Raw genomic sequence first — 20031 nt, 5'->3', positions numbered from 1 at the left:
ACGGTCAGCCTCCGGTGGCTGCGAGTACGGCGGCGACGGCCAGGATGACGGAGCCGGCGAGCAGGGCGCTGAGGTAGGTCTGCACATTGCCGGTCTGGGCGCGGCGGACGGCCGCGCCGAGCAGGCGGGGCACGCCGGACGCGCCGCTGACGTAGGCGTCGACGACCTCGCGGTCGAGGAAGCGCACGAGCCGTGCGGCGGCGCGCACGGGGCGGACGAACACGCCGGAGTACAGGGCGTCGAGGTGGAACCCGGCGGCGGCGTGGCGGTGCAGGGGGCCGAGGAGGAGGCGGCCGGGGTCGGCGGGGTCGGGTGCGCTCGCGATGTCCCCGTACGCGCTCTCGTGCGTGGCGATGGCCTCTTCCTCGGAGACCGCGGGGTCGGCGCCCGGGTCGGCCGCGACGGCGCCCAGCGGTACGCGGGCGGCCAGGGTGGAGGTGTGGCGCCAGGCGGCGTAGGTGACGAGGACGCCGACGAGGGCGAAACCGGTGCCGATGATGGAGGTGGACAGGGTCGGCTTGAGGGGGTGGCCGTCGAACCAGTCGGGGAGGGCGCCGACGGCGAGGCCGAGCGCCGCGGTGGGGATGAACAGCACCCACAGGACGGCGTTCATGACGACGGGGGTCCGGGCGGGGTGGCCCCCGGCGGCGGGGTCGGCGGCGTTCGCGACGGCCGGCGCCGGTCCGGGGCGCACCTGGTCGGCGGCGGAGAGCGCGGGGCCCTTGCTGCCGCCGCGCAGCAGCGGGGGCGAGCCGGCGAGCAGCCACAGCCGGGTGGCGTAGCCGGCGGTGAGGAGGGCGGTGAGCAGTCCGGCGACCAGTACGGTCCAGCCGGCCGCGGTGGGGATTCCGTCGGCGTTCCCGGTGGCGGCGTGCTCGGCCGCGCCGAGTACGGCTTCCTTGGAGAAGAAGCCGCTGAACGGCGGGATGGCGGCGAGGGCGAGCAGGGCCACGGTCATGGTCCAGAAGGCGTCGGGGGCCCGTCCCCACAGGCCCTTCATCCGGGCCATCGCGGCCAGCGAGTTGGTGCCGGCGACATGGATGATCACGCCGGCGCCGAGGAAGAGGAGCGCCTTGAACGCGCCGTGGGAGAGGAGGTGGAAGACGGCCGCGCCGCGGTCGCCGACGGCGAGGGCGCCGGTCATATAGCCGAGCTGTCCGATGGTCGAGTACGCGAGCACCCGTTTGATGTCGTCCTGGGCGAACGCGGCGAGCCCCGAGCCGACCATGGTGATCGCGGCCATCGCGGCGAGCACCACCATGGCCGCGGCGGAGGCGGCGAAGACGGGCAGCAGCCGGGCGACGAAGTAGACGCCCGCCGCGACCATCGTGGCGGCGTGGATCAGCGCCGATACGGGCGTGGGGCCCGCCATCGCGTCGGGCAGCCAGGTGTGCAGCGGGAACTGCGCGGACTTGCCGGCGACCCCGGCGATCAGGAGCAGCGCGATGAGGGTGGGGTGGTCGAGGCCGCCGGAGGCGGCGGCGCTGACGATGCCGCTGATCCGGAACGTACCGGCGTCGGCGGCGAGCGCGAAGATGCCGATCAGGAAGGGGACGTCACCGGCCTTGGTGACCAGGAACGCCTTGAGGGACGCGGAGCGGGCGGCCTCGGTCTCCCAGTAGTGGCCGACGAGGAAGTACGAGCAGATGCCCATGATCTCCCAGCCGACCAGCAGCACCATCAGATCGCCGGAGTAGACGACCAGCAGCATCGCGGCGGTGAAGAGGGAGACGAGGGCGGCGTAGGAGGGGTAGCGGGGGTCGTCGCGCAGATAGCCCGTGGAGTAGAGCTGCACACAGGACGCGACGACGGTGACGAGGACCGCGACGAGGGCCGCGAAGCCGTCGAGGTGCAGGGCGAGATCGATGGGGACGGAGCCGGTGGGGGTGAGCCGGGTGGCCGCGTCGACGGCGTCCCCGCCGCCCTGCCGCCAGGCCACGACGGCGGCGAGCACGGCCGCGGCCACGGACGGCAGCACGGCCAGCGGCCGTACGAAGCCGGGGGCGCGGCGGCCGAGCAGCAGCCCCGCCAGGGCGCCGAGGAAGGGCAGGAGGGGGACGAGGACGGCGGTGGTCGTGATCGTCACGCGGCGGCCTCGGCCTTCTCCTCGCGGTCTGCCGGTTCCTCGGGGCCGTCCGCCCGCTCGGTGAGGTCGCGCAGCTTGTCGACGTCGGCGGTGCCGCCGTTGCGGTACACGAGCAGGACGATGGCCAGGCCGATGCCGATCTCGGCGGCGGCCACGGCGATGGTGAAGAGGGTGAGCGCCTGGCCGGCGTGCAGTTCGTCGCGGAGCCATACGTCGAAGGCGACGAGGTTGAGGTTGACCGCGTTGAGCATCAGCTCGACGGAGATCAGGACCAGGATCGCGTTGCGCCGGGCGAGCACGCCGTAGATGCCCACGCAGAAGAGGAGGACGGCGAGCACGGCGGGATAGGCGAGATGCATCAGCGTGCCCCGTTCTGTCGGCCGGCGGGGTCGGCGGGGATGCTGGGACCGGCGGGGCCGGCAGCGCTCTCGTCGTGCTCCCGGTCCTTGTGCCGGGAGAGGACGATCGCGCCGACGAGGGCGGCGAGCAGCAGGACGGAGAGCGCTTCGAACGGCAGCACCCAGTGCCGGAAGAGGAACTCTCCGGAGACCTTGGTGGAGCCCTGTACGACGCCGTCGAGGTCGATCCAGGTCGTACGGAAGGCGTCCACGACGACCCAGACGAGGGCGGCGGCGGAAGCGATGGCCACGGCGAGCGCGGCCCACCGGTTGCCGGAGTCCGCGTCCGGGGAGCGGCCGATGGGCGCCTTGGTGAGCATCAGCCCGAAGAGGAGGAGGACCACGACGGAACCGACGTAGATCAGGACCTGAACCCAGGCGATGAACTCGGCGGTCAGGAGGAGGTACTCCACGGCGAGCCCGCCGAGCGCCACGACCAGCCACAGCGCGGCGTGCACGAGCTGCTTGGTGGTGACGGCGACGAGGGCCGCGCCGAGCGTCGCGATGCCGACCAGGAGGAAGGCGATCTCGACGCCGGTCGGTGACAGGAAGCCGTGTCCGGCGGCGGCGAGCGTCACGCGTCCCCCTCCCGGGTCCGGTCTCCGTCGGCGGCGGGCGGCTCCGCCGCCGGGGCTTCGGCGTCGGCGTCGGCGTCCGCAGCTCCGGCGGCCTGGGCTTCATTGGCCTCGGCTTCGGCTGCCTCGGCTCCGGCGGCCTCGGCTTCGGCCTGTGCCGCCTGGGCGGCTTCCGCCTCGGCCTTGGCCGCCTGGGCCGCGAGCTTCTCGGCCGCCTTACGGGCCGCCGCGATCTCCTTCGGCTCCTCGGCCGCGGGGTCCAGCGCGGGCGGCGCCGGAACCGTCCACATCCACTCGCGGAGCTTGTCCCGCTCATGCGTCAGCTCGTGGATGTCGGTCTCCGCGTACTCGAACTCCGGGGACCAGAAGAGCGCGTCGAACGGGCACACCTCGATGCAGATACCGCAGTACATGCACAGCGAGAAGTCGATGGCGAAGCGGTCCAGGACGTTACGGCTGCGCTCGCGCCCGCCGGGGGCCGCGGGCGGCACCGTCTCCTTGTGGGAGTCGATGTAGATGCACCAGTCCGGGCATTCGCGCGCGCACAGCATGCAGACCGTGCAGTTCTCCTCGAACAGGCCGATCACGCCGCGGGTGCGGGGCGGCAGGTCGGGCTGCGCGTCGGGGTACTGCGCGGTGACCGTGCGCCGGGTCATCGTGCGGAGGGTGACGGCGAGGCCCTTGGCGAGGCCGCTGCCCGGGATGCGCGACCGGGCCGGCTGCACGGAGGCCCCCGACGGTACGGGCGGCTGGGGCTCGGCCATTACTGGATCACCACCTTGACGATGCCGGTGAGCGCGATCTGCGCGAGGGCGAGCGGGATGAGCACGGTCCAGGCGAGCTTCTGCAACTGGTCCTCGCGCAGCCGCGGATAGCTGACGCGCAGCCAGATGACGACGAAGGCGAGGACGGCCGTCTTGAGCAGCGTCCACAGCCAGCCGAGGCCGTCGCCGCCGAACGGGCCGTGCCAGCCGCCGAGGAAGAGCACGGTGGTCAGACCGCAGAGCACGACGATCCCGGCGTACTCGGAGAGCAGGAAGAGCGCGAAGCGCAGACCCGTGTACTCGGTGTACGCGCCGAAGATGATCTCGGAGTCGGCGACCGGCATGTCGAACGGCGGCCGTTGCAGCTCCGCGAGCCCGGCCGTGAAGAAGACGAGCCCGCCGACGATCTGCCACGGCACCCACCACCAGTGGAAGGCGTCGAGGACGCCGGGCAGCGAGACCGTGCCCGCCGCCATCGCCACGGAGGCGGCGGCGAGAACCATCGGGAGCTCGTACGCCAGCAGCTGCGCGGCGGTGCGCAGGCCGCCGAGCAGGGAGAACTTGTTGGCGGACGCCCAGCCCGCCATCATCGAGCCGAGGACGCCGACGCCCATCACGGCCAGCACGAAGAAGATGCCCGCGTCGATGGACTGGCCGACCTGGTTCCCCGGGCCGATCGGGATCGCGACGAGCACGAGCAGATACGGGAGCAGGGCCACGGCCGGGGCGAGCTGGAAGATCCGCCGGTCCGCACCCGTCGGGACGATGTCCTCCTTCTGCGCGAACTTCACGCCGTCCGCGACGAGCTGCGCCCAGCCGTGGAAGCCGCCGGCGTACATCGGGCCGAGGCGGCCCTGCATGTGCGCCATCACCTTGTGCTCGGTCTGGCCGACGACGAGCGGGAGGACGAGGAAGGCGACGAAGACGGCGAGCAGGCGTACGACCACGTCGAGGGTGTCGTTCACGGCTTCTCACCTCCTGTGTCCGGCTCCGTCGGCGGTTGGGTCGGGTCCTGCGGGTCGTCGCGTTTCCCGCTGTCGCGTTTCTCGCGCGCGGGCTCCTCGAATGCCGGGCGGGCGTTGTGCCACGGCGCGTCGGAGGAGCCTTCGGAGGAACCTTCCGGCGCGGCGGGCTGTACGGGCGTCGCCGACTGCTCCGGCGACTCCGAAGGCGGCTCGGACGGCCGCTCCGATGGCGACTCCGAAGGCTGCTGACTGGCCGAACCCTCGGACGCGGACCGCGAGCGCCGTACGGGCCGCGCGGGCCGCTCGGCGGGCGGGCTCGCGGGGGTCTCCGACGCCTCCGGCGTCCCTGGCGTCTCGGTCTGCTGGCTCGCCGAACCCGCGCTCACGCTGCGGGTGCGCCGGGCCGGACGCTCAGCACCGGCACCAGCGGCACCGGCACTGGCACCAGCGGCACCGCCCCGCGCCCCGGCACCGGCCGCGCGGGCGCCGCGTGCCGGGCGGGCGGGAGCGGGCGGCAACTGCCCCTTGAGGGGGCCCCACTCGTTGGGGTCGGGCACGCCGGGCGGCAGCATCTGCCGACGCTTCGGCCCCCCGTGCTCCGACTCCCCCGGCTCCTTGGCCCCGGGCCACGCCTTCGCGACCCGCGCCGCGAGCACGAAGTCCTTGCGCAGCGGGTGCCCCTCGAAGCCGTCGGGCAGCAGCAGGGGGACGAGGTGGGGGTGGTCGGTGAAGTCCACGCCGAACATCTCGTGCGTCTCGCGCTCGTGCCACTCCGCTCCGGCGTACACACCGACAGCGGTGGGCAGCGCGGGAGCCTCATGCGGGACGGTGGTCCGTACGAGCAACCGCCGCAACGAGCCGCCACCGGCACCGGGCGCCGTCGCGCGGGAGGCCGGTGCGTCCGAACCGCCCGAGGGGACATCGCCGGACGCGGCCCCGCCGGAGCCGGTCGCACCGGACGCGGCCCCGAGCGCCACCACATGGGCGCAGACGCGGAAGCCCGTGCCCGGTTCGTCGACCGCGCTGAGCCAGTCGAAGTACGTACAGCCGAGGGCGGACCGCGCCGTTTCGAGGGCGGTGAGCCAGGCGGCGGACGGCACGTCGACGGTCAGCAGCCCGTACGCCTCCTCGGCGGTGGCGCCCTCGCCGAACAGTTCCTCCGCCGGCCTCGGCAGCCAGCCGACGGGCGGCAGCGCCTCGGGCACCGACTCGGGCACCGCCTCACCCGTCACAGGGGCCCCGGAGCCGCCGGAAGCGACAGCCCCGGAGCCGGCGTCGCCGGAAGCGCCGGGCGCGACAGCCCCGGGAGCGGTCTCGTCGTCCGGGCCGGCCGGCCCTTGGCCGTCGGGGGTGTTCTCGGGCTCGGGGGCTGTCATCTCTCGGCTTCCCCGGTCGGTGGGGTGGCTTCCGGGTCGGCGGAGGCCGGGGGCGGCGGTGGCGTGACGAGGCCGCTGCGGAGCGCGGCCCCGGAGGGGCCGTCCGTGGCGTAGCGCTCGGCCAGCGACTCGCGGGCGATCTTCTCCTGGAGCTTGAGGATGCCCTGGAGCAGCGCCTCCGGCCGGGGCGGGCAGCCCGGTACGTACACGTCGACCGGGATGATCTGGTCGACGCCCTTGGTGACGGAGTACGAGTCCCAGTACGGGCCGCCGCAGTTGGAGCAGGCGCCGAAGGAGATGACGTACTTGGGCTCGGGCATCTGCTCGTACAGGCGCTTGACGGCCGGGGCCATCTTGTCCGTGACCGTGCCCGAGACGATCATGAGGTCGGCCTGCCGCGGTCCGGGCGCGAAGGGGATCACGCCCAGCCGGATGAAGTCGTGGCGCGCCATGGAGGCGGCGATGAACTCGATCGCGCAGCAGGCCAGCCCGAAGTTGAAGACCCACAGGCTGTAGCGGCGGCCCCAGTTGAGGACCACCTTCATGGGCTCGGGGGCGAGGCGGGCCAGCGTCCCGAGCCTGCGCGGCTCGGGGAGGTCCACCGGTGCGGGTGTCACGTCCATTCGAGGACGCCCTTCTTCCATGCGTACATCAGGCCGACGGCGAGGAAGCCGAGGAAGATGAACATCTCCACGAGCGTGGTGCCGCCGTATCCGGGCGCGGCGAAGACCGTCGCCCACGGGAACAGGAAGATCGAGTCGACGGCGAAGATCACATACAGGAAGGCGTAGACGTAGTAGCGGACCTGGGTGTGCGCCCAGCCCTCGCCGACCGGGTCCACGCCGCACTCGTACGTCAGCATCTTCTCGCGCGTCGGCACGACCGGCCGCAGCAGCCGCCCGGACGCGAAGGCCACCGCGACGAAGAGCACGCCGACCACGGCCAGCAGACCGACGACCGAGTAGCTGTGGAAGTAGCCGGCCGCGAGCCGGACCCCGGCGTCGGCGGTGCGTACGGTCGTCTCCGGCACGTCCGCCCCTCGCTCCCTTTGCTGCTGCGCATCCGCATTCGACGATCTGTACGCACGGGATTCTAGGCCCTGGCCGCTATCCCGTGAGCCGCCCTGTCACCGTGAAGGTGGGGTTATCCCTACTTCCGCCCGCCAACGAACCCCATGGCGCGGGGCCGGACGGCCCGGCAGGCTTATCGGTATGACCGCCAGCAGTAGAGACGCTCGTGCCGTTGATGACAGCGCCACCGACGACAGCGCTATCGGCGAGGACCGGCTGCCCCCCGCCTTTCTCGCCTTCAACCGGCAGACGTGGCGGGAAGTCGCGCATCTGCTCGTCAATCTGCCCATGGCCCTCGTCGGTTTCGTGTATGTGTCCATGTGGCTGTACGCGGGCGTGGCGCTGTCCGTCACCGTGATCGGGCTGCCGCTGCTCGCGCTGGGGCTGTCGGGGGCCCGGGGGCTGGGCCGGACGGAGCGGTCCCGGGCGCGGGCGCTGCTGGGGCTGTGGGTCGAGGAGCCGAGCCCGCTGCGGCGGCAGCGCCCGGGCCGGGGGTTCTTCTCCTGGCTGTGGACGGCGCTGAAGGACCCGGTGGGCTGGCGGTCCACGCTGTATTTGTTCATACGATTGCCATGGGGCATCTTCACGTTCGTCGTCACGCTCCTGACGCTGATCGTCGGCTGGCCGGTGCTGGGCTTCGTGGCGCGCTGGCTGACCAACGCGGACCGGGTGATGGTCCGGGGGCTGCTCTCCCCCTCGAACGAGCTGGAGCAGCGGATCGAGGAGCTGGAGTCGGACCGCGGGGTGGTCTTCGACACCGCCGCCGCCGATCTGCGCCGCATCGAACGCGACCTGCACGACGGGGCCCAGGCCCGGCTCGTCGCCCTCGCCATGGACCTCGGCCTCGCCAAGGAGAAGCTGCTGGAGGACCCGGAGGCCGCGGCCCGCATGGTCGACGAGGCCCACGGCGAGGTGAAGGTCGCCCTCCAGGAGCTGCGCGACCTCGCCCGCGGCATCCACCCCGTGCTCCTCACCGACCGCGGCCTCGGCCCGGCGCTGTCGTCGGTCGCGGGGCGGTGCACGGTGCCGGTGGGCGTATCGGTGGATCTCGCGGCGCGCCCCGCGCCGGCCGTCGAGGGCATCGCCTACTTCACGGTCTCCGAGCTGCTCCAGAACATCAGCAAGCACAGCGGCGCCCGTACCGCGAACGTCGAGCTGTGGCGGTCGCGGAACCGGCTGATGCTCCAGGTCCGGGACGACGGCCGGGGCGGCGCCTCCACGGCGAAGGGCAGCGGCCTGGCGGGGCTCGCCGAGCGGCTCGGCTCGGTGGACGGGCTGTTCGTGGTGGACTCACCGGCCGGCGGGCCCACGGTCGTCACGGCCGAACTGCCGTGGCGGGAGCGCGCGGCGGGCTGATCGGAGGCGGCGGGCCTCCGGGCCCGTGGTAGGGCCAGCCCCACCCCCTGGACGCCGACACGCTCCATGGCCCTCCGCGCGGTGATCGGGGAGCGTAGAGCCTAGGTGAACCGGTACGGATATCCGGGGGCCGGCGGCGGCCGCGGCCACTCGCACAGCCGCGAACAGCTACGAACAGCAACAGCAACAGCAACGGTCACGAAGACCTTGGAGATCGGACAGACAGATGGCCATCGATCACGGCGCGTACGTCGGTCAGGGCGGTCGCGGCGGGTATCCCGACCACGGCGACGACGGCCACGGCGGCGGCTACGGGCCGCCTGCCCGCGCCCACCGGGTGCCCGCCGTGCTGCGCGCGCCGCTGGAGGGCCGCACCTGGCGCGAGTTCCTCTACCTTCAGCTGAGCTTCCCGATAGCCCTCGTCGGCTTCGTCTACGCGGTCGTGATGCTCAGCGTGGGCGCGGGTCTGCTGATCACCTTCATCGGCGTCCCGGTGCTCGCCGCCGGGCTCATCGGGTGCCGGGCGCTGGGCGCCGTCGAACGGACCCGTGCCCGCGCCCTGCTGCGGCTGGACGTCGGCTCCCCGGAGCCGCTGCGCCCGGCGGAGGGCCGCACCGGGCCGATGGCCTGGATCGGCGCGGTGCTCAAGAGCGGCGTCTCCTGGCGCCATCTGCTCTACGCGCTGCTGCACCTGCCGTGGGCGATGGCGTCGTCCGTCGCATCGCTGATCCTTTGGGCCCTCGGCTGGACGGTCTTCCTCTACCCGACGTACCAGTGGATGTACCCGCACTACTGGGGCCAGCCGGGCATCCAGCTGTACGGGGAGAGCGGCGGCACCCACTTCTACCTCGACAACCCCTTCGAGCTCGCCGTCACCAGCGCCATCGGGCTCGTCGTCGTCCTCGGCACCCCGTGGGTGATCCGCGGCCTGGCGCAGGTGGACCGGCTGCTGGTGCTGGGGCTGCTGGGCCCGTCCCGGATGGCGTCCCGCGTCACGGAGCTGGAGTCGGACCGCGTCGTGGTCTTCGACACCGCCGCCGCCGACCTGCGCCGCATCGAACGCGACCTGCACGACGGCGCGCAGGCCCGGCTCGTCGCCCTCGCCATGGACCTCGGCCTCGCCAAGGAGAAGCTGGAGGAGGACCCGGAGGCCGCCGCCCGCATGGTCGACGAGGCCCACGGCGAGGTGAAGATCGCCCTCCAGGAACTGCGCGATCTCGCCCGCGGCATCCACCCCGCGATCCTCACCGACCGCGGCCTCGGCCCGGCCCTGTCCGCGCTGGCCGCGCGGTGCACGGTGCCGGTGAGCGTCGACGTGGACCTGGCGTCCCGGCCCGCGGCGGCCATCGAGGGCAGCGCGTACTTCACCGTCTCCGAACTGCTCCAGAACATCAGCAAGCACAGCGGCGCCCGCACCGCGAACGTCGATGTGTGGCGGTCGGAGAGCCGGCTGATGCTCCAGGTCCGCGACGACGGCAGAGGCGGCGCGTCGACCGAGAAGGGCAGCGGCCTGGCGGGGCTCGCCGAACGGCTCGACGCCGTGGACGGCCTGCTGGTGGTGGTCTCCCCCGCCGGCGGCCCGACGGTCGTCACGGCCGAACTGCCCTGGCGCTGACCCCGGGCCCCGGCGCGGCCGGCCCCGGACCGCCCCGGCGCGGCCGGCCCCGAAACCGCCCCGGCGCGGCTTGTCGGACCGCCCTGGCGCGGCTGTCCCCGGACCGCCCGCCGCGGCCGGGCACGGCGGCCCCGCCGAGCGGAGGGCCCGCCCGGCGCCGCCGAGTGAATCGGCGCGTCCGTACGGAGAAGCCAACGCCTCTCCCGCCCCACTTCCTTGGATTCCGCCTCGGAGCGTCCCGTTCCGAGGCGGAATCCTGCGATGCTTGGGGGGACATGCCAAGCATGGGGGGACGTACATCGTGGAGGACAGCGTGCGGGTGGTCATCGCCGAGGATTCGGTGCTGCTTCGGGAGGGACTCACCCGGTTGCTGACCGACCGCGGACACGACGTGGTGGCGGGGGTGGGCGACGCGGAGGCGCTGCTCAAGGCCATCGAGGAGTTCGCGGCCGAGGGCGAGCTGCCGGATGTGGTGGTCGCCGACGTCCGCATGCCGCCCACCCACACCGACGAGGGCGTACGGGCCGCGGTGCGGCTGCGCCGGGACCATCCCGGCTTGGGCGTACTGGTGCTGTCGCAGTATGTCGAGGAGCAGTACGCGACGGAGTTGCTGGCCGGATCCAGCCGCGGCGTCGGCTACCTCCTCAAGGACCGGGTAGCCGAAGTGCGTGAGTTCGTGGACGCGGTGGTGCGGGTGGCGGAGGGCGGCACCGCGCTGGACCCGGAGGTCGTCGCGCAGTTGCTGGGCCGCAGCCGGAAGCAGGACGTGCTGGCCGGGCTCACGCCGCGGGAGCGCGAGGTGCTGGGTCTGATGGCCGAAGGACGTACGAACTCGGCCATAGCCCGGCAGTTGGTGGTCAGCGACGGCGCGGTGGAGAAGCACGTCTCCAACATCTTCCTGAAGCTGGGGCTGTCGCCGAGTGACGGGGATCACCGCCGCGTACTGGCGGTGCTGACCTACCTCAAGAACTGACGCCCCGGCCGCCGCACCGGTCGGCGGCCGATGGTGTGCGGGTCGAGCACCAAGGTCGTAGAACCAAAGACGGAGCGGGGGGCGTCTCCAGAGGAGGGCTCGGAGGGCGAGCAGAGCATGGCAAACCATGACAGAACGGCATCTGGTGCCTGCAATCGGCAGGTGATCCGCCCAGGGAAGGTCACCCTTACGCCCGTACGATGGCTGTGGGAACACCGGTCGACATCACCGCGTGCAGCCACCGCCTCTAGGGAGGTCCGTAGCAGTGACCAGCCAGGTCAGTAGCCCGGCCGAGCAGGCCGAACCAGCCGAACAGCAGAGCGAGTCCCAGTCCCTCACCGGGCAGCACAAACCCGGCGGGGCGGGCGGCAAAGAGGTGCGCCAACTCGACCGAGTGATCATCCGGTTCGCGGGGGACTCGGGTGACGGTATGCAGCTCACGGGTGACCGGTTCACCTCCGAGACCGCGTCGTTCGGCAACGACCTGTCCACGCTGCCGAACTTCCCCGCCGAGATCCGGGCGCCCGCCGGCACCCTGCCCGGCGTCTCCAGCTTCCAGCTGCACTTCGCGGACCACGACATCCTCACGCCGGGCGACGCGCCCAATGTGCTGGTGGCCATGAACCCGGCCGCCCTGAAGGCGAACATCGCGGACGTGCCGCGCGGCTCGGAGATCATCGTCAACACCGACGAGTTCACCAAGCGCCCGATGGCGAAGGTCGGCTACGCCACCAGCCCGCTGGAGGACGGCTCGCTGGAGGCGTACAACGTCCACCCGGTGCCGCTGACGACACTGACGATCGAGGCGCTCAAGGAGTTCGGGCTTCCCCGCAAGGAGGCGGAGCGCTCCAAGAACATGTTCGCGCTCGGCCTGCTGTCGTGGATGTACCACCGGCCGACCGAGGGCACCGAGTCCTTCCTGCGCAAGAAGTTCGCGAAGAAGCCGCAGATCGCGGAGGCCAACGTCGCCGCGTACCGGGCGGGCTGGAACTTCGGCGAGACCACCGAGGACTTCGCCGTCTCCTACGAGGTGGCCCCCGCCACCGCCGCCTTCCCGGCCGGCACCTACCGCAACATCTCCGGCAACCTGGCGCTCGCCTACGGGCTGATCGCCGCCTCCCGCCAGGCGGACCTGCCGCTCTACCTCGGCTCGTACCCGATCACCCCGGCCTCGGACATCCTGCACGAGCTGTCCCGGCACAAGAACTTCGGCGTGCGCACCTTCCAGGCCGAGGACGAGATCGCCGGCATCGGCGCGGCGCTCGGCGCGGCCTTCGGCGGCTCGCTGGCCGTCACCACCACCTCCGGCCCGGGCGTGGCGCTCAAGTCCGAGACCATCGGACTCGCCGTCTCCCTCGAACTGCCGCTGCTGGTCGTCGACATCCAGCGCGGCGGCCCCTCCACCGGGCTGCCCACCAAGACCGAACAGGCCGACCTGCTCCAGGCGATGTACGGGCGCAACGGCGAGGCCCCGGTGCCGATCGTGGCCCCGAAGACCCCGGCGGACTGCTTCGACGCGGCCATCGACGCGGCCCGTATCGCGCTCGCCTACCGCACCCCGGTCTTCCTGCTCTCCGACGGCTACCTCGCCAACGGCTCCGAGCCGTGGCGGGTGCCGGACGTCGGGGAACTGCCGGACCTGCGGGTGCGGTTCGCCCACGGGCCCAACCACCAACTGGCGGACGGCACCGAGGTCTTCTGGCCGTACAAGCGCGACCCCGAGACCCTCGCCCGGCCCTGGGCCGTGCCCGGCACGCCCGGCCTCGAACACCGCATCGGCGGCATCGAGAAGCAGGACGGCACCGGCAACATCTCCTACGACCCCGCCAACCACGACTTCATGGTCCGCACCCGGCAGGCCAAGATCGACGGCGTGGCGGTCGACGGCCTCGACGTGGACGACCCCACCGGCGAGGCCGACACCCTCGTGCTCGGCTGGGGCTCGACGTACGGGCCGATCACCGCGGCGGTCCGCCGGGTGCGGACCGAGGGCCACACCGTCGCCCAGGCCCACCTGCGCCACCTCAACCCCTTCCCGGCCAACCTCGGCGAGGTGCTGAAGCGCTACGACAAGGTCGTCGTGCCGGAGATGAACCTCGGCCAGCTCGCCACCCTGCTGCGGGCGAGGTTCCTGGTCGAAACCCGCTCTTACACCCAGGTCAGCGGGATGCCGTTCAAGGCCGAGCAACTCGCCGATGTGCTCAAGGAGGCCATCAATGACTGAGACGCTGTCGGAGGGCTCAGCGACGACGGAAGCGCTTTCCCTGGTGCCCAAGGCCGAGGCCAAGCAGTCCATGAAGGACTTCAAGTCCGATCAGGAAGTGCGCTGGTGCCCCGGCTGCGGCGACTACGCCATCCTCGCCGCCGTGCAGGGCTTCATGCCCGAACTCGGCCTGGCGAAGGAGAACATCGTCTTCGTCTCGGGCATCGGCTGCTCCTCCCGCTTCCCGTACTACATGAACACCTACGGGATGCACTCCATCCACGGCCGCGCCCCGGCCATCGCCACCGGCCTCGCCTCCTCCCGCCGCGACCTCTCCGTCTGGGTCGTCACCGGTGACGGAGACGCCCTGTCCATCGGCGGCAACCACCTCATCCACGCGCTGCGGCGCAATGTGAACCTCAAGATCCTGCTCTTCAACAACCGGATCTACGGCCTCACCAAGGGCCAGTACAGCCCGACCTCCGAGGTCGGGAAGATCACCAAGTCGACGCCGATGGGCTCCCTCGACGCGCCGTTCAACCCGGTCTCGCTGGCGATCGGCGCCGAGGCTTCCTTCGTGGCCCGTACGGTCGACTCGGACCGCAAGCACCTCACCTCGGTGCTGCGCGAGGCGGCCGCCCACCCCGGTACCGCGCTGGTGGAGATCTACCAGAACTGCAACATCTTCAACGACGGCGCCTTCGAGGTCCTCAAGGACAAGCAGCAGGCCGAGGAGGCGGTGATCCGGCTGGAGCACGGGCAGCCGATCCGGTTCGGCGCCGACGGTGCCAAGGGCGTCGTCCGGGACCAGGCCACCGGCGATCTGAAGGTCGTCGAGGTCACGGCGGACAACGCCGAGCGGATCCTGGTCCACGACGCGCACGCCGAGTCCCCGACCACCGCGTTCGCCCTCTCCCGCCTCGCCGACCCCGACACCCTGCACCACACGCCGATCGGCGTGCTGCGCAGCGTCGACCGGCCGGTCTACGACACCCAGATGTCCGACCAGCTGGAAGCGGCCGTCGTGCAGAACGGCAAGGGCGACCTGGCGTCCCTCCTCGCCGGCAACGACACCTGGACGGTCGTCGGCTGACGGCTGATCCGTACGGGCTCTCACGGGTGCCGGTGCGGGGCGTCTACCGACGTCTCGCACCGGCACCCGCTGCCATGAGGGCATGGCCGACACCGACGACGCCGCGCTCCCCGCCCGCGACCGTCTCGCCTACCGCCCGCGAGAACTTCGGGCCGCGCGTCGCGCAGGTCGCCGTGCAGAGCGCCGCGGGCACCGACGCTCTGATCTCCCTGGCAGCTCGCCCACTGGACAACAGCGCCCCCTGTACGGCCTGAGCAAGGGCCGTACAGGGGGCGCCTTTCTGCGTCTTGTTCCGGTTGTCAGTGGTCCGGCGACAGATCGAACTCGCCGTCGCGCACGCCAAGGGTGAAGGCTTCCCACTCGGCTGCGGTATACCGCAGCACTGTTCCGGCCGGGTCCGCCGGGTTTCGCATAGCGACAGCTCCACCGGGAAGTTTGGCGATCTCGATGCGATCGCGCGCGTCACTGTCCGGCGCGCTGAGCCACGTCACGCTGGAAAGATCCAACGCGTACAGCTCGGCTTTCGCTCGCTCGCCTGTCATCAGCCTGCCAGCGTGTCGTCATCGACAGCAGCCACGAAGGAAGACCACGCCGCGCGGGAGACGCGCGCCGCTGGAATGTCCACGTTCTTGGAGTCGCGTACAGCGACACCGGGCATGGTGGGGATGCGGGCGACCTCGACGCAATTGCCGTTGTTCGCCGTGTAGGAACTCTTACGCCACGCGGCGCGCGCGAGGTCGACCGCGTACAGGTCGGCCGGCTCGTTCATCTCACCGTTCCTTCTCGATACGTTCGACCAGCTTCACAGTGTCCTGCTCCGACAGCGCGGCCCCAGCCAGGTTGCTGAACAGGCGGTTCAGGCGGCGTAGCCCGAGCGCATCATCCCGGAAGGTGGTCGCTTCCGTCGACTCCATAAAGGCTACGTCTGCATCACTCTCCTGCCCATCGCTGAAGAGCGTGAAAGCTCCCGTGCTTGCCCCGTTCTCCCCCGCCTCGAAGGGAATCACGCGGAATGTCACGTTCGGGAGTGATGCGACTTCGGCGAGGTGGCGAAGCTGAGCCCGCATAGTTTCCGCTCCGCCCACTTGCAGGCGCAGCGCGGCCTCGGTAACTACAGCGTCGAGCGTCAGCGTCTCATCATCGCGCAGGCGCTCCTGCCGACGCATCCGAACCTCGACAAGGCTGTCGACCTGGTCAGGGCCGAGAGCAGCGAAGCCCGGACCGGTGATCGCGCGGGCGTAGCTGTCCGTCTGCAACAGTCCCGGAATGAGTAGCGGTTGGTACTCAAGACAGCGGACCGCTTCCGACTCGTAGGCCAGAAATTCGGCGTAGTTCGCGGAGATCACATCCGCGTACGCCTGCCACCACGGCGGGATGCGCTGTTTGCCCCGGACCATCAACTCGGCGAGCTCCGCGCGCTTCTCCTCGTCAACCTCGTACAGCTCCATGAAGGCGTCAAAGTCCTTGCGCGTGCAGGCCCGCCTCGCGAGCTCAACACGGCTGATCTTGGAGTTATGACAGTTGAGCTGCGCCCCCACCCCCGCCCCTGCCGTGATGGCCCCGGTCGAGCTCCGCCTATGCGGCCCGACCGCCTGCGGTAGGGGCGCATGCCTCACCTCCCCAGCGAAGGGCTCCGTATGCCTGATCCACTCGTGCAGACCGTGACCATTGCCGCCGACAGTGTCCGGCCTCGCGACGTGATCGCCGTAGGCGGCATCCCGCACGCCGTCGCCGATGTGCGGGAGCTCGCCGGCAGGCGTAAGCGACTTGAGTTCGAGGACGGCAACGCCTACGTAGTCGGCCGCTCGGTCCACATCGAGGTCACCCGCGTATATGTGCCGGCGAACGCTGTCGTCCGCCGGCAGCCCGCGGTCGGCGTTCCCCGAAGAGAGCGGCGCATCGTCGTACCCGAGGAACAGCACGACCGTGCCACCGCAGCCCGTCAGTGGCTGCACTCTTCATCGGCCACCCGCCGACCGCCCGCCAGGTAGGCAGAGAGGGACAGAGCCATGCCCGACCCCACACCGACGCAGTATCCCGCCGTCGCCGACGAGTTGCTGCGCCGCATGGCCACCGACCAACACGCCCGCGGCGTACGCGAGAACTGTCCGAGCGTCGCTCCCGACGGCGACCTGATGCGCACCGTCGACACCGACAACACCGCCGCTCTTGCCCGTATCCTCGACGAGTACGGATGGCCCGGCCTCTCCCTCGTCGGCGAGCAGGCCACAACCGCGGCATGGCTCATCGCCCAGCACGCAGAACTCGACTTTCAGCTGAGAGCCTTGAACATGCTCCGCGACGCCGTCGCCCGCGGCGAGGCACCCGCATGGCACCTCGCGTACCTCACCGACCGGTGCCTCATGCACCAGCGAGAACCGCAACTGTTCGGCACGCAGTACCTCGACACCGGCGACGGTCACGGCACTCGCCTGTGGGACGTCGCCGACCCGGACCACCTCGACGCACGCCGCGCCGAGGTCGGGCTCGGACGGCACGCCGAGTACGAGGCCGCGTTCCGGACTCGACGGCAAAGCGCCCCGATGGAGTCGTAGCACCGGCCGCCGGGACAGAACGTCGCCAGCGACCGAGTCAAGAGGACGCGACTACACAATGCGCTACTCCATCGCCTGCCTTGACATCTGGTGAGGGCAACCGCTCCGCCGCGCCTCGGGCACCGCCGCCGCCCTGGCCACGGCTGGTATCGACTACGACCCCGCGATCGCCGTCGCCAACTGGTGACGACTCAGTCCCCGCCTCGGACAACTCGGCTTGTTCACAGGCTCGTTGTTCGGGGCGGTGCACCACCGCACACGCCAACCGATCCGCAAGACTGAGCGAAGGGAACACACGGCATGTCTGTACCCACTGAACGAGTTCCGACCCTGTCTCACGCGATCCGAACCGAGCCTGCCGGCCCGCTCGCTACCCGGCCGTTCGGGCTGGATGCGCTGACCTCCCTGGTTACCCCCGGCCGTCGCCCCGCGGTCGCCGTCGACCCGGTCTCGCAGCTCTCCCTCGCCGACGGGCAGGTTGCCCTCGATGTCGAGTGCATGGCCGGTACGGCATGCAACACCCCGTCGGACGGCAAGGACGCGATCGCCGTCGATCACGACGAGAACGACGACTGATGACTCACGCCTACGGGCAGAGCACGCGCGGCGCGGCGCCGCCGCGCGTGCTCGTCGTGACCTACGCCCTCGACCCGACCGCCGATTACGTCCTGCGCGAGCTCAACCGCCGCGGCGTACCGTTCTGGCGTACGGACCTTGCCGACTTCCCGACTGCCTCGGCCCTGTCCGCCGAACTGCGGCCCGATGGCCGATGGGGCGGGCAGATGCACGGCCGCACACACGGAATCGACCTGTCCGAGCTGTGCGCGGTGTGGTGGCGCAAGCCCACCCGCTTCGCCTTTCCCGACACCATGAGCGGCCCCGAGCAGGACTTCGCCGCCTCACAGGCCAAACGCGCCGTATCCGGTGTGCTCGGCTCGCTGCCCGACGTCCTATGGGTCAACCGGCCCGAGCGCAACGCGGACTGCACCAAACCCCGCCAGCTTGCCGCCGCCATCGAGGTCAGCCTCCATGTACCGGAGACACTGATCACCAACAACCCCGACGACGTCCCCCCGTTCGCCGAACGATGCGGCGGGCACATCGTGACCAAAGTCCTCGGCGGCATCGTGCACACCGAGGGCGGACAGCGTGGACAGCTCTACACCCGCCGCGTACCGCGCGAGCAGTGGAGCGACCCCCGAATCGCACTGACCACCCATCTGTTCCAACGGGAAATCACCGACAAGGCGTACGAGGTCCGCGTGACCGTCGTCGACGGCCAGTTGTTCCCCGTCGCCGTCCACGCACCCGATGGGCCCGCCCGCCTCGACTGGCGCCGCGACGCAGAGAGCCTCAGCTACGGCCCCGCCGAGCTGCCCGTCGCCGTCGCCGACGGCATGCGCACCCTGCTGGACCGTCTCGGCCTCGTCTTCGCCGCCCTCGACCTGATCGTCGACAGCAAGGGCACCCACCACCTCATCGACGTGAACGCCAACGGCCAGTGGGCATGGATCGACCGCACCCGCGAACCCATCACGCACGCGCTCGCCGACCTCTTCGAGAAAGGCACCACCGCATGACGAACCCCGCTCCCGACCCCGGACTCGACGAGCGGGCCGCCGCGCTGCGGGTCGAACTCGCCCAAGCCCTCAGCGACTCCGGCGACCTCGTCACCCCGGCATGGCGCGACGCGTTCGAGCACGTCCCCCGCCACGTCTTCGTACCCGCCTACTACGACAACAGCGGGCGCCGCGTCAGCGGAGACGACCCCGACACCCGCGAGGAATGGCTCGCCGGCGTCTACGCCGACCGCACCCTCATCACGCAACGCACCGACGGTGCCCCGACCTCGTCCAGCACTGTCCCCTCGCTCATGGCGGAAATGCTCGAAGCCCTCAACATCGCCGACAACGACACCACCGTGCTCGAAATCGGCACGGGCACCGGCTACAACTCGGCCCTGCTCGCGCACCGTCTCGGTGAGCAGCACGTGACGACCGTCGACCTGACGGATGAGCTGACCGAGCCCGCCCGCGAGCGCCTCGCCAAGGCCGGATACCGACCGCGCGTCATCACCGGCGACGGTGTGCACGGCCACGCCGCCGCGGCCCCGTACGGGTGCATCCTGGCAACGTGCGGCATCGAATCCGTGCCCCCGGCGTGGCTCGACCAGCTCGCCGACGGCGGGCTCATTCTGGCCCCGCTCGGTCTCGGACTCGCCCGCATCCATCGCACCGGCCCCCGCACCGCAGAGGGCCGGTTCATCGGCACCGCCGCATTCATGCCGCTACGCCACGGTGAAGAGACCGGCCCGCCCAAAGGCGACCTCGCCCAACTCTCCGACGCACCCGGGCGCCCCTCCACGCTGCCCACCGCGATGCTCTTCAACAACGCTTTCCGGTTCCTCGTCGGCATCGTCGAGCCCGGCCTTGTCTGGCAGTACGACCTCGACGACAACCCCGCCCCCAACGGCGCGCGCGTATGGTCCCCCGACGGCTCCATCGCCGGCCTTGACGCGGACGGCACCGCGACCGAGGCCGGCCCCCGCCGCCTTTGGACACACCTCGAAGAGACATACGCCGTCTTCCGCGGCAACGGCAAGCCCGCCTCCGACCGCTACGGCGTCAGCGTCAGCGGCACAGCACAGCGGGTCTGGCTCGACACTCCCGACGGCCCAAGCTGGCCACTGAGCGCCTGACCAGCACCGACTGTCACACGCCCCCGAGCACAGCGGGCGTTTGCATGTCTGCCGTGCCGATCCCCCAGCGCACGTACTCCCCGCTGTTGGGCCGGCCGCTGCACGCGGCACGGGCGACCAGTCGGCCAGGTCCGTGGAGCACTTGCGGGACACGGTGACGATCCTGCCCTTCGACGTGGAACGGGCGGTGAAACGGCTGCGTGCGAGAACGGGGCCGGAGCCAAAGCCAGGCCGGGCGGGCCGCCTACCCCAGGTAACGACCGTCATACAGAACGCACCTGACAGGCGGTCTCCGCGGCGCTAC

At 71.2% G+C, this 20031-nt stretch carries 22 protein-coding genes; 11 read left to right on the top strand and 11 right to left on the bottom strand.

Translation table 11 applies throughout. From position 1 onward, the window contains the following. Positions 1-4: 4 nt before the first annotated feature. From AC07AB_RS31255 to AC07AB_RS31220, 8 genes are read right to left on the bottom strand one after another with little or no spacing between them, the layout of a single operon-like run. Positions 5-2086, bottom strand: coding sequence for an NADH-quinone oxidoreductase subunit 5 family protein (locus AC07AB_RS31255; RefSeq protein WP_478573911.1), 2082 nt, complete (start codon positions 2084-2086; stop codon positions 5-7). Continuing rightward, positions 2083-2445, bottom strand: a complete 363-nt coding sequence (gene nuoK / locus AC07AB_RS31250; protein WP_478573908.1) for an NADH-quinone oxidoreductase subunit NuoK — start codon at positions 2443-2445, stop codon at positions 2083-2085. Before nuoK ends, AC07AB_RS31255 begins: the two co-directional genes overlap by 4 nt. Then, complete coding sequence (locus AC07AB_RS31245) at positions 2445-3062, bottom strand: NADH-quinone oxidoreductase subunit J family protein (RefSeq protein WP_478573906.1); 618 nt, start codon at positions 3060-3062, stop codon at positions 2445-2447. Before AC07AB_RS31245 ends, nuoK begins: the two co-directional genes overlap by 1 nt. Next, positions 3059-3823, bottom strand: a complete 765-nt coding sequence (locus AC07AB_RS31240; RefSeq protein WP_478573903.1) for a NuoI/complex I 23 kDa subunit family protein — start codon at positions 3821-3823, stop codon at positions 3059-3061. Before AC07AB_RS31240 ends, AC07AB_RS31245 begins: the two co-directional genes overlap by 4 nt. Further along, entirely contained in the window at positions 3823-4788 is a 966-nt protein-coding gene (locus AC07AB_RS31235) for a complex I subunit 1/NuoH family protein (RefSeq protein ID WP_478573900.1), read from the bottom strand. The genes AC07AB_RS31240 and AC07AB_RS31235 overlap by 1 nt, the downstream gene beginning before the upstream one ends. Beyond that, positions 4785-6164, bottom strand: coding sequence for an NADH-quinone oxidoreductase subunit C (locus AC07AB_RS31230; protein WP_478573898.1), 1380 nt, complete (start codon positions 6162-6164; stop codon positions 4785-4787). Before AC07AB_RS31230 ends, AC07AB_RS31235 begins: the two co-directional genes overlap by 4 nt. After that, a complete protein-coding gene (locus AC07AB_RS31225) occupies positions 6161-6787 on the bottom strand; it encodes an NADH-quinone oxidoreductase subunit B (RefSeq protein ID WP_478573896.1) in 627 nt (208 codons plus the stop codon). The genes AC07AB_RS31230 and AC07AB_RS31225 overlap by 4 nt, the downstream gene beginning before the upstream one ends. Then, positions 6778-7194: an NADH-quinone oxidoreductase subunit A gene (locus AC07AB_RS31220; RefSeq protein WP_478573893.1), complete on the bottom strand. Its 417-nt coding sequence runs from the start codon at positions 7192-7194 to the stop codon at positions 6778-6780. Before AC07AB_RS31220 ends, AC07AB_RS31225 begins: the two co-directional genes overlap by 10 nt. 181 nt (positions 7195-7375) lie before the next feature. On the opposite strand from AC07AB_RS31220, the gene AC07AB_RS31215 reads away from it, so the two are divergent. The 6 genes from AC07AB_RS31215 to AC07AB_RS31190 all read left to right on the top strand — a co-directional run bounded on the left by AC07AB_RS31215 (position 7376) and on the right by AC07AB_RS31190 (position 14728). Further along, the gene (locus AC07AB_RS31215; protein WP_478573890.1) at positions 7376-8590 is read left to right on the top strand and encodes a sensor histidine kinase; all 1215 of its coding nucleotides are present in this window, start codon (positions 7376-7378) and stop codon (positions 8588-8590) included. 226 nt (positions 8591-8816) lie between these two features. Further along, on the top strand, positions 8817-10205 hold the full coding sequence (locus AC07AB_RS31210; protein WP_478573887.1) for a sensor histidine kinase: 1389 nt from the start codon (positions 8817-8819) through the stop codon (positions 10203-10205). A gap of 301 nt (positions 10206-10506) precedes the next feature. After that, entirely contained in the window at positions 10507-11178 is a 672-nt protein-coding gene (locus tag AC07AB_RS31205; protein WP_478573884.1) for a LuxR C-terminal-related transcriptional regulator, read from the top strand. 265 nt (positions 11179-11443) lie between these two features. Then, positions 11444-13402 carry a 2-oxoacid:acceptor oxidoreductase subunit alpha gene (locus AC07AB_RS31200; protein WP_478573881.1) on the top strand — a complete coding sequence of 653 codons (1959 nt, stop codon included), beginning with the start codon at positions 11444-11446 and terminating at the stop codon, positions 13400-13402. Then, positions 13395-14474, top strand: coding sequence for a 2-oxoacid:ferredoxin oxidoreductase subunit beta (locus AC07AB_RS31195; protein ID WP_478573878.1), 1080 nt, complete (start codon positions 13395-13397; stop codon positions 14472-14474). Before AC07AB_RS31200 ends, AC07AB_RS31195 begins: the two co-directional genes overlap by 8 nt. A 74-nt stretch (positions 14475-14548) precedes the next feature. Then, a complete protein-coding gene (locus AC07AB_RS31190) occupies positions 14549-14728 on the top strand; it encodes a hypothetical protein (RefSeq protein ID WP_478573876.1) in 180 nt (59 codons plus the stop codon). Positions 14729-14773: 45 nt separating this feature from the next. Here AC07AB_RS31190 and AC07AB_RS31185 read toward each other — a convergent pair whose 3' ends face one another. The 3 genes from AC07AB_RS31185 to AC07AB_RS31175 are packed head-to-tail and all read right to left on the bottom strand — an operon-like array spanning position 14774 to position 16012. Further along, positions 14774-15016: a DUF397 domain-containing protein gene (locus tag AC07AB_RS31185; protein ID WP_478573873.1), complete on the bottom strand. Its 243-nt coding sequence runs from the start codon at positions 15014-15016 to the stop codon at positions 14774-14776. Further along, complete coding sequence (locus AC07AB_RS31180) at positions 15016-15243, bottom strand: DUF397 domain-containing protein (RefSeq protein ID WP_478573870.1); 228 nt, start codon at positions 15241-15243, stop codon at positions 15016-15018. Before AC07AB_RS31180 ends, AC07AB_RS31185 begins: the two co-directional genes overlap by 1 nt. 1 nt (position 15244) lies before the next feature. Next, positions 15245-16012: a DUF5753 domain-containing protein gene (locus AC07AB_RS31175; protein ID WP_478573867.1), complete on the bottom strand. Its 768-nt coding sequence runs from the start codon at positions 16010-16012 to the stop codon at positions 15245-15247. 99 nt (positions 16013-16111) lie between these two features. On the opposite strand from AC07AB_RS31175, the gene AC07AB_RS31170 reads away from it, so the two are divergent. From AC07AB_RS31170 to AC07AB_RS31150, 5 genes are all read left to right on the top strand, one after another. Next, positions 16112-16465: a hypothetical protein gene (locus AC07AB_RS31170; RefSeq protein ID WP_478573864.1), complete on the top strand. Its 354-nt coding sequence runs from the start codon at positions 16112-16114 to the stop codon at positions 16463-16465. An 18-nt stretch (positions 16466-16483) separates the two neighbouring features. Continuing rightward, positions 16484-17029 carry a DUF6624 domain-containing protein gene (locus tag AC07AB_RS31165; RefSeq protein WP_478573861.1) on the top strand — a complete coding sequence of 182 codons (546 nt, stop codon included), beginning with the start codon at positions 16484-16486 and terminating at the stop codon, positions 17027-17029. Between the two features lie 300 nt (positions 17030-17329). Then, positions 17330-17605 (top strand): hypothetical protein, encoded by a 276-nt coding sequence (locus tag AC07AB_RS31160; RefSeq protein WP_478573858.1) that lies wholly within the window; start codon positions 17330-17332, stop codon positions 17603-17605. Then, complete coding sequence (locus tag AC07AB_RS31155; protein WP_478573856.1) at positions 17605-18609, top strand: MvdC/MvdD family ATP grasp protein; 1005 nt, start codon at positions 17605-17607, stop codon at positions 18607-18609. Before AC07AB_RS31160 ends, AC07AB_RS31155 begins: the two co-directional genes overlap by 1 nt. Beyond that, entirely contained in the window at positions 18606-19727 is a 1122-nt protein-coding gene (locus AC07AB_RS31150; RefSeq protein ID WP_478573853.1) for a methyltransferase domain-containing protein, read from the top strand. Before AC07AB_RS31155 ends, AC07AB_RS31150 begins: the two co-directional genes overlap by 4 nt. The last annotated feature ends 304 nt before the right edge of the window (positions 19728-20031 follow it).

The organism is Streptomyces sp. NPDC044033, assembly GCF_056434425.1.
This window is presented reverse-complemented; position numbering and strand designations above follow the sequence as displayed.